The organism is Thermosipho sp. 1074 (assembly GCF_001999655.1).
GTDB classification, from domain to species: domain Bacteria; phylum Thermotogota; class Thermotogae; order Thermotogales; family Fervidobacteriaceae; genus Thermosipho; species Thermosipho affectus.
On record NZ_LBEX01000015.1, the window covers coordinates 46,360 to 60,627 of the forward strand.

Consider the following 14,268-nt stretch of genomic DNA (forward strand, 5'->3'; position numbering starts at 1 on the left):
ATGTTTGAAAAAGAACTTGATGAAGAACAATATGAAGCGGTAACAAAATCACAAGGGAAAACATTAGTAATAGCAGGACCTGGCAGTGGTAAAACAAGGGTAATTACATACAAAATAGCATACCTTATAAACTCCGGTGTAAAACCACAGGAGATAATGCTTGTTACATTTACAAAAGCAGCTGCAAAAGAAATGCTACAAAGGGCTAAAATAGTTTCAAAATCAAATCTAGAAGGTATTACGGCAGGTACGTTCCATCATGTATGTAACCTATTTCTTAGAAGATATGGAAGTACAATTGGACTAAAACCAAACTTTACCATCCTAGATAGTGAGGATGCAAAAGATTTAATGGAAAGCATTAGAAGTCAATTAATACCAAAGTCTGAAAGAAAAACAGTACCAACTGCAAAGCAACTGCTCTCAATATATTCATATATGAACAATACACTTTCATCGCTAAAAGAAGCAATAACAAGATACAATCCAAGATTCATAGAACAAGAACATACAATAGAACAAATATTAATAAAATACCAACAAGAAAAACAAGCTCAAAATTCTGTAGATTATGATGACCTTTTAATCCATACACTCCACATACTTTCAACAAGCAAAAGCATCAGATTAAGAGAATCGGAAAGATACAAGTGGATACTCGTTGATGAATTTCAAGACACCAATATAGTACAATTTAAAATAGTAGAACTACTATCAACTGTACATAAGAACCTAATAGTTGTTGGAGACGATGCACAAAGCATTTATTCATTTAGAGGTGCAAGGTTTGAAAATGTACTCGATTTCCAAAAAGAAGCAGAAACATTCAAAATCCAAACAAATTACAGAAGTTCACAAGAAATAGTCAATTTTATAAACGAAATGCTCCCAAAAAAATCTATAAAGAAAACATTATGCGCAAAAAGAAATACAGGTATAAAACCATTTTTAGTACAAGTATTTGACCATTACGATGAAGCAGATTTTGTAGCAAATGAAATTGTAAACTTTCAACATAACGGAATATCCTTAAATGACATTGCAGTGCTATACAGAGCACACGCACATTCCCTTGAACTTCAACTTGAACTTTCAAAACATAACATTCCTTTTAAGTTATACTCTGGTTTACGATTTACCGAAACAGCACATGTAAAAGATTGCATGGCATTTCTAAAGACCACGGTAAATCCTGAAGAAAAGATTTCATGGATACGGCTCCTAAAACTTGTAAATGGCATAGGAAATATAAAGGCAAACAACTATGCAGAAGAAATTTCAAAAATAGGATATAGCGCATTAGACAAAATAAAGGAAAAAAGTTCCGATTTTAAAAAACTAAGGGAAACTATTAAAAATACACTAACTGTAGAAAATCCAGGTGAAAGAATAAAGATATTTTACATAGACTTTTATCACAAAAAAATGGAGGAAAAATTTGAAGATTACAAAGATAGAAGAGAGGATATAGAGCGCCTTATAGAAATGGCGTCATTTTACAAAAACACCGAAAACTTTATTGGTGATATATTAATAAGTGAAAGCTATGAAATGAGAAATGAAGACAACGAAAAAGAAAAGGTAACACTTACTACTATCCACCAGGCAAAAGGGCTTGAATGGAAAGTAGTTTTTATTTTAAGTGTTAACCCCGGTGATTTTCCACATATAATGAGTCTACGCGAAAATAACATAGATGAAGAAGAAAGGTTATTTTATGTTGCAATAACACGTGCAAAAGATTATCTATACATAATCCACAGTATAGGTGGTTCATCTAGAATATTCTACGGAAATGATTATCTAATAAGACGTGGAAAGAGCTTTATAGACGAGATACCCTTTCACCTTGTTGAACACCTTGAATATGGAGTTGAAAAATGATATACATAGGAACAAGTGGTTTTCAATTTGATGATTGGATAGGTACAGTATATCCAAAAGACATTAAAAAGGCACAGATGTTAAATTATTACGTTGGAAAGTACACATTTAATACAGTTGAATTAAACTACACGTATTATAGAATGCCAAAATACAAAGGTATTGTATCTCTTTTAAGAAAAACTCCAAGAAATTTTGTATTTTCAATAAAACTACACGGTGGAATAACACACGAAAAAAATTTAGAACTTGTGGATAAATTCTTGCAAGAAACCTGTGAAATGGAAAACGAAAATAGATTGATAGGTTATCTTGCACAATTTCCGTTTTCATTTAAAAAAACTCCAGAAAGTGAAAGATATTTGTATAAACTTTCAAAAAAGATAAAAAATTTGTTTGTTGAGTTTAGACATATATCTTGGTTAGATTTTAAAACAAAAGACTTTGAAATAATAACAATTGATCAACCACAGTTAAAGGATTTCTATCCATTTAAGATAAATGCAAATGAGAAATTATACGTTAGACTCCATGGAAAAAATAAAAAGTGGTTTGAAGGAGATGTTAAAACAAGGTATAATTACAATTACAAAAGAAAAGAACTTTTGGAAATTTATGAAAAAATAAAGGATTTTGAAGGGGAAAAGTATATTTACTTTAATAACTGTTATCGTGGATACGCACTTTTAAATGCAGTGGAATTTAGGGAAATAATTGGTGGTGGAAAACTTGAAATTTTTTGAACACAAAGAAAAAGACAATAGTCAAATTAGTTGGGAAGGTGAAAAAAAGTTTATAGATGCCCTAAAAAGTGGAGAAGAATGGGCATATAGAAGGTTGTACAGAGAATATGCGCCAAAGATCGGTTCATTTGCCAAAACGTATTTTGGAACAGATGATGTAGATGACATAGTACAGGAAGTTATGTTAAGGATATTTAAAGGAATAAAGAAATTTAAGGGAAACTCTTCACTTTCTACTTGGATATATAAAATAACGTTAAATGTGTGCAACACGTATTACGAAAAATTCAAAAAGAAAAGTGAGAAAGTTTTTAGTGTGGAAAACGATGAAGAAGATATAGAAACAGATATTCCGGATAAAGAAAAAGATGTGCAAAAAGAAGTGGAATCGGAATTATTATACGAAAAAATCAATAAAGTGCTAGAAAAGCTCCCGGAAAATGAGAGAATATTAATAAAACTTAGGGATATAGATGAAATGTCTTACCTTGAAATAGCGGATATCCTAAGCATACCTGAAGGCACTGTAAAGAGCAGACTTCACAATGCCAGGAAAAAATTTAAAAATCTTCTTAAGGAGGAAGGTATAGTATGACCGAGGAAAGATACGGAAAAGTTATAGAACTATTAAAACAAACCACTTGCTATAGACCGGGAGATATTTTGGAAGAAAAGGTAATTAATAATATCAAAAAAAAGAAGAGATTTTCTACGTTGTACAAATCGATAATTTTGATAGCGGGAATTAGTATAATCTCGTTAATTTACGTGGGAATTGACAAACCCAAAAATGAGGTTTTTACGCAAAAAAACACCGCACCTGTTATGGAGGAATTTGAACCAATTTATGATATAACATTGGTAAGCGATGGATTTTGAGAGGTGAAATAGTGAAAAGATTTTTTCTTTTTTTCTCGATATTTATTTCTGTATACATTTTCCCACAATCTTATCATGCATTTAGATTGATATTTGAATACTACAAAGATCAACTTCAAATGGTAAGGTATGAGGAAGTTTTCTGCAAAGATGGTAACAAAATAGTTTTTGTAAAAGTTCCAAAAAAGATAACGTGGGTAAAGTTAAATGGAAAATTTTACATTGGAACTGAAAAGTTAAAACTTTCACCACCTATAAATGACTTGGAGGATGTGTTTTATAAGTATCTTGATACACATAAACTTTCAAAGGATTTTAATGGAGAAATTACAATTGCAGAAAAATTGTTTACAATAAAAGCAGTAAAAACAAATGGAATGCTTACGAAAATTGTTAGAAAATTTAGTAATATTTTAACTGAGATGCACTTTATTTATCTTCCAACTACAAAGACATTTGAGGATATTTTATCTTCTTTAAAATTATCTGATGAAAGTGATTTACCTTATAAGATATACAGTATTTTAAATAAATTTTTGTGGTTTACACCAAAGATTTCAAAAGATAACCTTGAGATTTACGCAATAGACAAAAATGGAGAAGAAGTTATCCTTGAAATCTCGAAGAAATACGGGGAATTTAAGATAGATTCATTTTATTTAACTATAAAAAAATCAAGTAAGGAGACAAGAGAGGAAATAAAAAATGAAATCAGCCGTGTTAATTGATGGATATGTGGATGAACCCGCTGTTTTAGGAGTTCCACCATATATAAGCACATACGCCCGCTATATAGCGGGCACTTTGTTGCTAAAAGGCTTTGAAGTAACATATACTACTATAGACCAAATAAGAGAAAAAGATAATTGGCAAATTTTCAACGATTACGATGTTATGGTTATTTTATCCTCCGTTACAGTTCCTGGAAAGTACATCGGTGGAACACCAATAACGATAGATGAAATCGAAAAGCTATTTGAGCTAAACAAAAAGCCTTTTAGAATTTTAACAGGTGCAATTGTGAATTTTTTTAAAAGTACAAAAGCAGATGATGTAGCTGAAGATTTTTTAAAGTATGCATTTGAAAATGTAAGCTACGAAATAATTAGGAAAGTTTCTATAGAAGGTGCACAGATTGTAAAACAACATCCGAGATATCCAGACGTTATCTGCGAAATTGAAGTTTCATTGGGGTGTGAAAGAAGAACGTATTGTACTTTTTGCAGTGAGCCAATTTTACACCCAATTTTTTCATCAAGACCTGTAAAAGATATAGTAGATGAAGTCGAAGCCCTTTATAAGTGCGGAGTAAGGGCTTTTAGACTAGGAAGAAGTGCAAATATACTTGCGTATGGATTTGACAAAAATTCATCAAAAATTAATATTTTATTAATAAATGAGTTGTACAATGGAATTAGAGATGTAGCACCTGAGTTGGAAGTATTGCATACAGACAATGCAAACCCGGGATTTATAGCAAAATATTATCCAGAAAGTGCCAAGGCAATAGAGGTAATTGTAAAATACAACACGCCTGGTGATATCTTTTCATTTGGAGTGGAGAGTTTTGATGAAGATGTAAGAAAAAAGAATAATATCCAAGGAAGTGTAGATGATATAGATTTTGCAATAAGACTTGTAAACGAGGTTGGTGGAAAAAGGGTGGAAGGCGTACCAAAGCTTTTACCTGGATTAAACTTTATATTTGGTTTATACGGTGAAACAAGAAAGTCATATGATATATTGTACAAAAAATTAAAAGAATATTTAAATGATAATGTATTGATAAGAAGGATAAATTTAAGGCAGCTTTATTTGGTCCCAAATACACCTATTTGGTATTTGAGCAAGAGAAAGCATCTTAAGGTAAATAAAAAGTTATTTAACCACTATAAATATCTAATTAGAAGAGAAATAGATTCCCCTATGCTAAGAAAAGTATTTCCAAAAGGAACTATCATTCGAAATGTAATTTCTGAATTTAAAGAGGGAAATATAACGTTTGCAAGACCTCTTGGTACTTACCCTATTCTAATAGGTGTTATAGGAATTTTCGAAGGAAAATCAGATGTTTATGTGGTGGATCATGGAAGAAGGTCTATTACGGCAATTGAAATGGAAAGAAAAGTAGGCGATTACTCAATTAATGAGCTTACAAAAATTCCGGGTATAGGAAAATCAACTGCACAAATGTTAAAAGAAAAATTTTTCAACCAGCCTTTATGGAAAGTATTGGAGGGACAAGTTGATTAAATCGTATTTTGACCTTTTGACATCTAAAATTTTACTGGAAACAACTGTGGAAGTTTTAAAAGATGAAAGTGTAGATAAGTTTTTCCATAAGTTAGCGGATAAATCATTACCCATTTTAAAATTTGACGCATGGTCTGTTTTGGAAGTGGAGGATAAAGAAAGGGTAAAGTTTGTTGCTGTATCTGATTTTTACCAAAGGTTTGATGTTGAAAAAATTGAAAAAAAACTTTCTTTTCAAGATTTTGCGTTGTATAATGTAGTTTTAAATACCAAGAGGTGGAAATATATAAAAGACGTTTCAAAGACAAGGGCTTGGGTACCAAATAATAGAATTTCTTCTTGGATAGGGATTCCATTGCTTTTTGATTCTAAAGTATATGGTGTTTTAAGTTTAGATTATTTTAAGATAAAAAGACTTGGACTAAAGGAAAAGCTATTTTTGGATAATTTTCAAAGAAATTTTTCCAAAATTGCATCTGATTTTAGACAGCTTAAGGAACTATTCTATCAAAAGTATATTGATCAACTTACAAGTTTAAAAAACAGGCATTTTATAGAAGAATTTTTCGAAAGTAATAAAGAAAGGGTTGGATTAATTTTTTGTGATTTAAATAAATTTAAATCTATAAACGATACATATGGACATAGATTTGGCGATGAAGTTATAAAGGTCGTGGCAAAGAGATTAAAAAATGTATTAAAATCCACTGATCAAGTGGTAAGATACGGAGGAGATGAATTTATAATCATAACAAAAAATGTGGATAAAATACATGTAATAATAAATAGGATTAAGAATATAATTAAAAAATATGATATAATTATCGATGGGAAGAAAGTGAATTTGGGAATTTCTTGTGGATATGCAATCTTTCCAGATGATGGAACGGATCTTTGGGAAATACTACATATTGCTGATCTTAGAATGTATGAAGAAAAAAAAAAGGAGTAAAAGATGAAGATTCTTTTTAATACGATAAATCTAGTTCCAAATTTTGGTGTACATTCTCTTCAAGTAGCCTTTCTATCATCTGAGATTTCAAAATTGCTTTCCCTTGATTATAAAAAGGCATTTATAACAGGATATATACATGATATTGGAGTTTTAATTCCCCATGAAGGTTTTGTTTTGGATGATATCAACTCATCGTATCTTTTACTCCATGATGTATCAAGTCTTAATGAGCTTACAAGAATGCATACTATAATAGGAAGTTTTATAATAAGCCAGATAAATTCACTAAAAGAATATTCGGATATCATCCTAAAGCACCATGCTGTTCCAAAGTTTTTGGATGAAAAATTTAAAGATGATATCTATGCGAATGTTATTTCAATATCTGAAGAAATATCAAAGTACCATTTTATTAACGATGATGTGGATTACGACGATCTCTTTTTTCCGATTTTATCCATAAAAAATAGATTTTTTAAAGAAGTTTTTGATGCGGCTGTAGAATGCATAAAAAAAGAGTACGTGATGTGGATATTGGATGATATAAAACGTAACATATTAAAGGAAAAGCTAATCCAAGAATTTATAGATATAAGAAAAGACCAAGATTTCTTAGTTGAGTTGGGGATTTTAATTTCATTTATAGTAGATGTAAAGAGCAAATTTACAAAAGATCACTCATGGAGAGTTGCAACGGTAGCACGTGAAATGGCAAGTGTAGCTTCATTGGATAAAGACTCCATGTTTTTAGCGGGATTGTACCATGATATTGGAAAGATAACAACACCTATAAGTATTTTAGAAAAAAAAGGAAAGTTAACAGAAAGCGAGATAAAGATAATGAAAAAACACGTGTATTATTCTATGATTATCCTACACGATTATTTGAATGAAAGTTGGTATTTACCCGCTGTAAGACATCAGGAGAGGTGTGATGGAACGGGATATCCGCTTAGATTAATTTCTGATAATATGGAATTTGAAGATAAAATACTTCAGGTAGCAGATTATTTTTCTGCATTGCTTGAAGATAGACCATATAGGGAAGGTTTTAGTGCTGAAAAGGCTTTTGAAATAACCTATGAGACGGCAAAAAAAGGTACATTGTCTGTTGAAGCTGTGGATGTTTTAAACGAAGTGTTGAAAAAAGATATGGATTTTAAAAATATTCCATATATTTCAGATGTGCAAAAAAACATTGATCAGTTTATAAATGGTATAACCATTTAAGGGGGGGAGTGTGTGAAGTTTTTGGTAATTTCCGATTTACATATTCCCACTAGAAATAGGGAAATACACCCAAAGATTGTTGAGCTTTCCAAAGAGTTGGATGGAGTTTTTGCATTGGGTGATTTTGTTGATTTAAATACAGTTTTGTATTTGCAATCTTTAAATAGAAATTTTTACGCAGTGTTTGGCAACATGGATGATTATGACGTAAAAGATTATCTTCCCGCACAAAGAGTGGTAAAGATAGGAAGATATGTTATTGGGCTTACACATGGAAGCGGTTCACATATAAGGATTCCAGAAAGAATAGTAAATTGGTTTGATGACGATGTGGATGTAATATTATTTGGACACAGCCATGTACCTGAAGATAGAATTTTTCGTGGAAAGCGTTTCATAAATCCCGGGACAGCAATGGAAACATACGGTATAATGGAGATTGGTGATACGTTAAAATTTGAAGTATTTAAGGAGGATTAAGGATGATTGGTTATGAAATTTATATCCGCTCTTTTTACGATTACAACAGCGATGGTATTGGAGATTTCAAAGGACTTTCACAAAAGGTATCTTATTTAAAGGATTTAGGTGTAGACCTTGTTTGGATAATGCCGCATTTTAGAGCACCAAGTTATCATGGATATGATATAATTAATTTTTTTGATACAAATATTTCGTATGGAACACTAGAAGAATTCAAAAAAATGGTAGATGTTTTACATGAAAATGGTATAAGAGTTGTCATTGATTTACCTTTAAATCACGTTTCTTCAAGGCATCCTTGGTTTAAAGCAGCACTTGAAGATGATCCAAAATACAAAAATTATTTTCTTTGGGCAGATGAAGATGTAGATTTAAGCGAAAAAAGGCCTTGGGATAATGAGGTGATTTGGCATCCATATAAAGGAAAGTGGTATTATGGAGTATTTGGGGGAGCATCACCCGATTTAAACTATGAAAATGAAGAAGTTGTAGAAGAGGCGCTAAAAATTGTGGAGTTTTGGTTGAAAGTGGGAGTAGATGGTTTTAGATTTGATGCGGCAAAGCATATTTACGATTATGATACTGTAAACAAGAGATTTCACTACAACCATGAAAAAAATATTGCTTTTTGGAAGAAAATAATGGATAAAGCAAGGGGAATAAAAAGTGATGTATTTGCCGTAACTGAAGTATGGGATTCTCCGGAAATAGTTATGGAATATGCAAAGACAATAGGATGTTCATTTAATTTTTACTTTACAGAGGCTCTAAAGGAATCTATGACAAATGGAAATACACATAAAATATGGGATTGTTTTTCAAGGACTTTAATGGATAATAGAGGGTTGTATATCCCTTCAAATTTTTCCGGAAATCACGATATAACACGACTTGCATCTGTTGTAAAATCAGAAGAACAAAGAAAGGTGTTCTTTGCGATGCTTTTAACGACACCTGGTATACCATTTATTTACTATGGTGATGAATTGGGAATGAAAGGCGTTTTTGATCCATACTTTACAGAAAACGTAATAGAACCTATGCCTTGGTATGCTTCACTTTCAGGTGAAGGACAAACTTTATGGAAATCTATAGGTTTTAATTATGCATTTACAGGTGTTTCCGTTGAGGAGCAATTAAAGAGAGAAGATAGTTTACTTAACACCGTAAAACAATGGATAAGGTTTAGAAAGGAAAATACTTGGATGGTGAATTCGTGGATAGTGGATTTAAAAACAAGTGAGTTTGTTGTAGCGTATACCATTACAAATGGAGAAAAGTCCTTTAGAATATATCACAATATAGCAGGGCACGAAGAGCATTTTGAGGGAATTCACCTAAAACCATTTGAATCGAAGGTGCTTTAATGGCAAAGATAAAGAAACTTGACAAAAATGTAATTTCCAAAATAGCAGCGGGAGAAGTTGTAGCAGGACCCTTTTCAGTTGTAAAAGAACTCGTGGAAAATGCACTAGATGCCCGTGCAAAAAAGATAGAAGTAGAGATCCAAAACGGTGGAAAAAGTTATATAAAGGTAAAAGATAATGGAGAAGGTATGTCAAAAGACGACCTTCTCCTTTCTGTTGAAGAACACACAACTAGCAAAATAAAAGATTTTGAAGATATATACACCTTGTATTCATTTGGATTTAGAGGTGAGGCACTATCTTCTATATCAAAGGTAAGTAGAGTTGTAATTACTTCAAATAATGGAGAAGAATCTCATAGACTTGAAGTTATAGGAGGGAAAATAAAGAAGATAGAGGAATTTCCCACTATTGAGCGAGGAACAACTGTTGAGGTTCTTGATTTGTTTTTTAATGTACCTGCAAGGAGAAAATTTTTAAAATCCGCAGCTGTTGAAAAAAGGCGTGTTATAGAATTTGTGGAAAAGTTTTTGCTGAGCAATCCTGAAGTTTCCTTTACTCTAAAGTCCGATGGTGATGTTTTGTACAATGCAGAATCTTCCAGTTTGGAAGAAAGATTTAAGTTGATATTTCCAGAGGTAAGAGAATTTACAAATATTAACGGGAAATTTGTAAATGGTATTATCTCATCTCCCAACTATTACAGAAAAAATCGTACAGGACAGATCTTTTTTGTACAAAAAAGATATGTAGTAGATAAAATGCTTTATCATGTATTTGAAAATGGATATGGAGAGTCCTTGGTAAATCACCCATATGGTGTGTTGTTTATAGATTTACCACCAAAGTATGTAGATGTAAACGTACACCCACAAAAACTTGAGGTAAAGTTTTCAGATCCCAACGCGATTTATTCGGATATAATAAGAACTGTTAGGAATGCACTGAAAAAATTTATATCAAAGAAAATATTTGTAAGTGATAAAAAATTTGAAGTTAAAGAAAGGCATCTTAACTACATTAATAGGCAAAAGGTAGAAAATGAAATTCCAAAAAATCAAATTTTTCAGACTTTGTTTGATATAGAGAGAAGGAATTTGGAAGTAAAAAGAGATGTTATTATTTTAAGGAAAAGATATGTCTTGTTTGAATCTGAAGATGGTATCTATATAATGGATTTTCACGCAGCGCATGAGAGAATATTGTATGAAGATATATTAAAAAAGTTAAATGAAAAAGTAGATGTGTTGGATTTAATGATACCTATTGAAGTAAAATTTGGAAAGAGTTTTTTAAGTATTGCAAGCGAGAGGAAAAATGATTTTGAAAAGTTTGGATTTGATATAAAAATAGAAGATGATAGTATAAAGATCCTTTCTGTTCCGTCGTTTATTAAACCTTCAAATGTTGAAGAAGTATTAAGGGAAATATTGGATGAATTTAGATTACCTGGGGATAGTCCCAAAAATATGAAACACATTATTGCAGACAAAGCGTGTAAGAGTGCGGTAAAAACAGGATATGATATTACTGAAAGTGAGGCAAAAAAACTAGTTGAGGAAGTTTTAAAAAGGGGACTGACTACTTGTCCCCATGGAAGACCTCTTTTTTTAAAATTAACTTTTCACGAACTTGATAGTTATTTTGAGAGGATTTAGCTTCTCCCATATCAAAAGTTTTACCAAGTGCAAGTACTACTCCTAATTCAACGGGAAGTCCTTTTTTGACTATTTTTTCAACCACTGTTTTTATGTTGTACTCTACAAACTTAAATTTGTAACTTACCACTCCATTTTCTATTTCCAAAATTAAGTACGTAGCACCTGGTTTTCCATCCTTTGTTCTTCCCACACTTCCCGGGTTTAAAATAATTTTTCCACAAAGATATTTTGCCATTGTAATATGTGTATGACCTGTGATTATTATATCCTCATTTGTAGATTGTGTAATTAGCTTTAGCCTTTCTGGGGAAATATCTGGTTTTACGTATTCTAAAAGATAATTTAGCGGACTTCCGTGTACTAGCAAAATTTTTACATTTTCTACTTCTAAAGAAAGCTTCTGTGGAAGGTTTTTCAAAAATTCTTTATTTTTGTCACTGGTATTCCTTATTGTCCATGAAAGAGATATATCACCTATTTCTGTCTCTCTGCCAGGATTATATGAACAACCACAACTGTTTTTTTCATTTCCCACTGCATCGTCGTAATTTCCCATAACAGAGATAATACCTTTTTCTTTAATTAATTCAATTACCTTATTTGGATTTGGACCGTATCCTACTAAATCTCCTAAACAATATATTTGATCAACTTTTTCATTTTCAATATCAAATAGCACACTTTCAAGTGCTTCAAGATTTGAATGGATATCTGAGATGAATGCAATTTTTTTCAAAAACTCACTCCTTTTTTTGGGATATTAATTATATTGTATCATTTGTTTTTATTCTTTTATCCATTTTTCCACTTTTTCCGTATCTATGGTTGCAAGTGCTATGTAATTATCTGCTCCTCCGTAATAAATGTAATATTTATCTTTGTATCTTACCATTGCATCTGAGAAGACGACATTTGGAACTCCTCCAAAAATCTCCCATTCTTCTTTGGGTTCTAAAATAGGTTCTTGTGATCTTTTAATTATTTTAGTTGGATCGTTTAAATCAAGAAGCATAAATCCCAATCTGTATATATTTCTTGGAGCTTTTTGTACGCCGTGGTACAAAAGAAGCCAGCCATATTTGGTCTTAATTGGAGGTGCACCTGCCCCAATCTTAAGGTTATCCCAGTAATTTTTTCTTGGAGATGCTATTTTTACATAATTTTCCCAGTGTATTAAGTCATCTGAAAATGCAAGATAAATATCAGGTTCGATTCTGTGAATAAGTACATATTTTCCGTTTATTTTTTCTGGAAAAAGGGTAGCATCTTTGTTAGGACTTTCAGGGAGTATTGTTCCAAATCTTTCATACGTGATGAAATTCTTTGTTCTTGCCATTGCAACTTTAATACCCGTTGGAGAATATGCAGTGTAGTTTATATAATAGTATCCTTCTAAGAAAGTAATTCTTGGATCTTCAACTCCGTATAATTCTTCTTGTGTTGATGGACCAAATACGTATTTTTCAAGTCTATTCCAGTGTATACCGTCTGTGCTAACGGCATAGCCTAATCTTGATACCATATCTTCTCCTTGTGCTCTATAGAGCATATGGAATAATTCTCCATCAAATACCACTGCGGGATTAAAAACAAATCTACTTTCCCATATATGATTTGGATTGGGACCAAATAAAGGATTTTTGAAATGTCTTTCGAGTTTTAGTTCCATGTATTTCGCTCCTTTCTATATAGAACTTTTTCTCTTGATAAATTTAGTAAATAAAGATATCATAACAGGATGAGTATCATGCCCAATAAGAAGTTCATACATTCTCTTTGCGGTTAAAGATCCCATCTCATCTTTGAAAACCTTTAAAGTAGTTAAAGGTGGTTCAAACTCTTTTGCACTGAGTATATCGTCAAAACCTATTATTGATACATCTTCTGGTATTTTAAAATTCCTTTTTTTTAATTCTCTAATCACTCTCATTGCGGTGATATCATTTGAAGCAAAGATAGCTTCTGGAATACCGTCTTTTTTTAGCATAAATTCTATTACATCTTCCATGTTATCTTTTACATCATCGTATTCATAATACTTTGGAAGTAGATTTGCTTGATGCATAGCTGTGGTATACCCTTCAAATCTTCCCTTAAAACCGTATGAATTCAATGGACCGTGTATGTGAAATATTTTTCTAAATCCCTTCTTTATTAGATAATTAGTTGCATAATATGCTCCATCGTATCCATTTGTGACAATACAGTTAATCTTTTCTCCTGGAATGTAATGATCCAAAAGTAAAAAAGGTTTTTTAGTAACTTTATATTGCTCTATTACTTCTTTTGTAGTGTCACCACCCACAAGTATGTACCCATCACATTCTATAGGGGTAAGTAAGTTTGTTTTACAAAATTCAATACCGTATTCCCCACCAATTTTTTCCAAAAATGTTAATATAACAGAATAAAATTCTGGAGATGTATTTTCACTTTCCATTTTTTTCAATCTGTCACTTTCACAAATTCCCACTTTAAACTTTTTTTTGTGCCTTGCAAGTGCAGAAGCAAGAATCTTTGGTTTGTAATTTAATTCTTCGATTGCTTTTAAAACTTTCATCTTGGTTTTTTCTGAGACATTTTCTAAATTATTTAACACACGTGATACGGTTGCAATAGAAACCCCAGCTTTTCTTGCAACATCATCTATTGTTACCACAAAAAATCCTCCTTTTTTGTAAGCGGTTTTATAGTGTATTAAATAGCTTAACACTTTAAAAGATATTTTCAAAATCTAGATATGCATTTCATTTGAAAATTATGTGTAAAAATATAGATTTTTCTTTAATTTATCTAGTTTTTTCTTTAAGTAT

14 protein-coding genes are annotated in these 14,268 nt (G+C 31.5%); 11 read left to right on the plus strand and 3 right to left on the minus strand.

The window, feature by feature from the left end; genetic code table 11:
- The 11 genes from XO08_RS04445 to mutL are packed head-to-tail and all read left to right on the plus strand — an operon-like array spanning position 1 to position 11,452.
- On the plus strand, positions 1 to 1,884 hold the full coding sequence (locus tag XO08_RS04445) for an ATP-dependent helicase (RefSeq protein ID WP_077287399.1): 1,884 nt from the start codon (positions 1 to 3) through the stop codon (positions 1,882 to 1,884).
- Positions 1,881 to 2,627: a DUF72 domain-containing protein gene (locus XO08_RS04450; protein WP_077287401.1), complete on the plus strand. Its 747-nt coding sequence runs from the start codon at positions 1,881 to 1,883 to the stop codon at positions 2,625 to 2,627. Before XO08_RS04445 ends, XO08_RS04450 begins: the two co-directional genes overlap by 4 nt.
- On the plus strand, positions 2,614 to 3,222 hold the full coding sequence (locus XO08_RS04455; RefSeq protein WP_077287403.1) for an RNA polymerase sigma factor: 609 nt from the start codon (positions 2,614 to 2,616) through the stop codon (positions 3,220 to 3,222). Before XO08_RS04450 ends, XO08_RS04455 begins: the two co-directional genes overlap by 14 nt.
- On the plus strand, positions 3,219 to 3,506 hold the full coding sequence (locus XO08_RS04460) for a hypothetical protein (RefSeq protein ID WP_075665835.1): 288 nt from the start codon (positions 3,219 to 3,221) through the stop codon (positions 3,504 to 3,506). The genes XO08_RS04455 and XO08_RS04460 overlap by 4 nt, the downstream gene beginning before the upstream one ends.
- 11 nt (positions 3,507 to 3,517) lie before the next feature.
- Positions 3,518 to 4,234 carry a hypothetical protein gene (locus tag XO08_RS04465; RefSeq protein ID WP_075665836.1) on the plus strand — a complete coding sequence of 239 codons (717 nt, stop codon included), beginning with the start codon at positions 3,518 to 3,520 and terminating at the stop codon, positions 4,232 to 4,234.
- Positions 4,212 to 5,759, plus strand: coding sequence for a radical SAM protein (locus XO08_RS04470; RefSeq protein ID WP_075665837.1), 1,548 nt, complete (start codon positions 4,212 to 4,214; stop codon positions 5,757 to 5,759). The genes XO08_RS04465 and XO08_RS04470 overlap by 23 nt, the downstream gene beginning before the upstream one ends.
- Positions 5,752 to 6,711, plus strand: coding sequence for a GGDEF domain-containing protein (locus tag XO08_RS04475; RefSeq protein WP_232218155.1), 960 nt, complete (start codon positions 5,752 to 5,754; stop codon positions 6,709 to 6,711). Before XO08_RS04470 ends, XO08_RS04475 begins: the two co-directional genes overlap by 8 nt.
- A gap of 3 nt (positions 6,712 to 6,714) precedes the next feature.
- Positions 6,715 to 7,944: an HD-GYP domain-containing protein gene (locus XO08_RS04480; RefSeq protein ID WP_075665838.1), complete on the plus strand. Its 1,230-nt coding sequence runs from the start codon at positions 6,715 to 6,717 to the stop codon at positions 7,942 to 7,944.
- A gap of 12 nt (positions 7,945 to 7,956) precedes the next feature.
- Positions 7,957 to 8,424, plus strand: a complete 468-nt coding sequence (locus XO08_RS04485) for a metallophosphoesterase family protein (protein ID WP_075665839.1) — start codon at positions 7,957 to 7,959, stop codon at positions 8,422 to 8,424.
- Between the two features lie 2 nt (positions 8,425 to 8,426).
- Complete coding sequence (locus tag XO08_RS04490) at positions 8,427 to 9,794, plus strand: alpha-amylase family glycosyl hydrolase (RefSeq protein WP_075665840.1); 1,368 nt, start codon at positions 8,427 to 8,429, stop codon at positions 9,792 to 9,794.
- Positions 9,794 to 11,452, plus strand: a complete 1,659-nt coding sequence (gene mutL, locus XO08_RS04495; protein ID WP_075665841.1) for a DNA mismatch repair endonuclease MutL — start codon at positions 9,794 to 9,796, stop codon at positions 11,450 to 11,452. The genes XO08_RS04490 and mutL overlap by 1 nt, the downstream gene beginning before the upstream one ends.
- Here mutL and XO08_RS04500 read toward each other — a convergent pair.
- The 3 genes from XO08_RS04500 to XO08_RS04510 are packed head-to-tail and all read right to left on the minus strand — an operon-like array spanning position 11,376 to position 14,114.
- A complete protein-coding gene (locus XO08_RS04500) occupies positions 11,376 to 12,191 on the minus strand; it encodes a metallophosphoesterase (RefSeq protein ID WP_075665842.1) in 816 nt (271 codons plus the stop codon). The genes mutL and XO08_RS04500 overlap by 77 nt on opposite strands.
- Before the next feature lie 48 nt (positions 12,192 to 12,239).
- Complete coding sequence (locus XO08_RS04505; protein WP_075665843.1) at positions 12,240 to 13,124, minus strand: glycosidase; 885 nt, start codon at positions 13,122 to 13,124, stop codon at positions 12,240 to 12,242.
- A 15-nt stretch (positions 13,125 to 13,139) separates the two neighbouring features.
- Complete coding sequence (locus XO08_RS04510) at positions 13,140 to 14,114, minus strand: LacI family DNA-binding transcriptional regulator (RefSeq protein ID WP_075665844.1); 975 nt, start codon at positions 14,112 to 14,114, stop codon at positions 13,140 to 13,142.
- Positions 14,115 to 14,268: the final 154 nt, after the last annotated feature.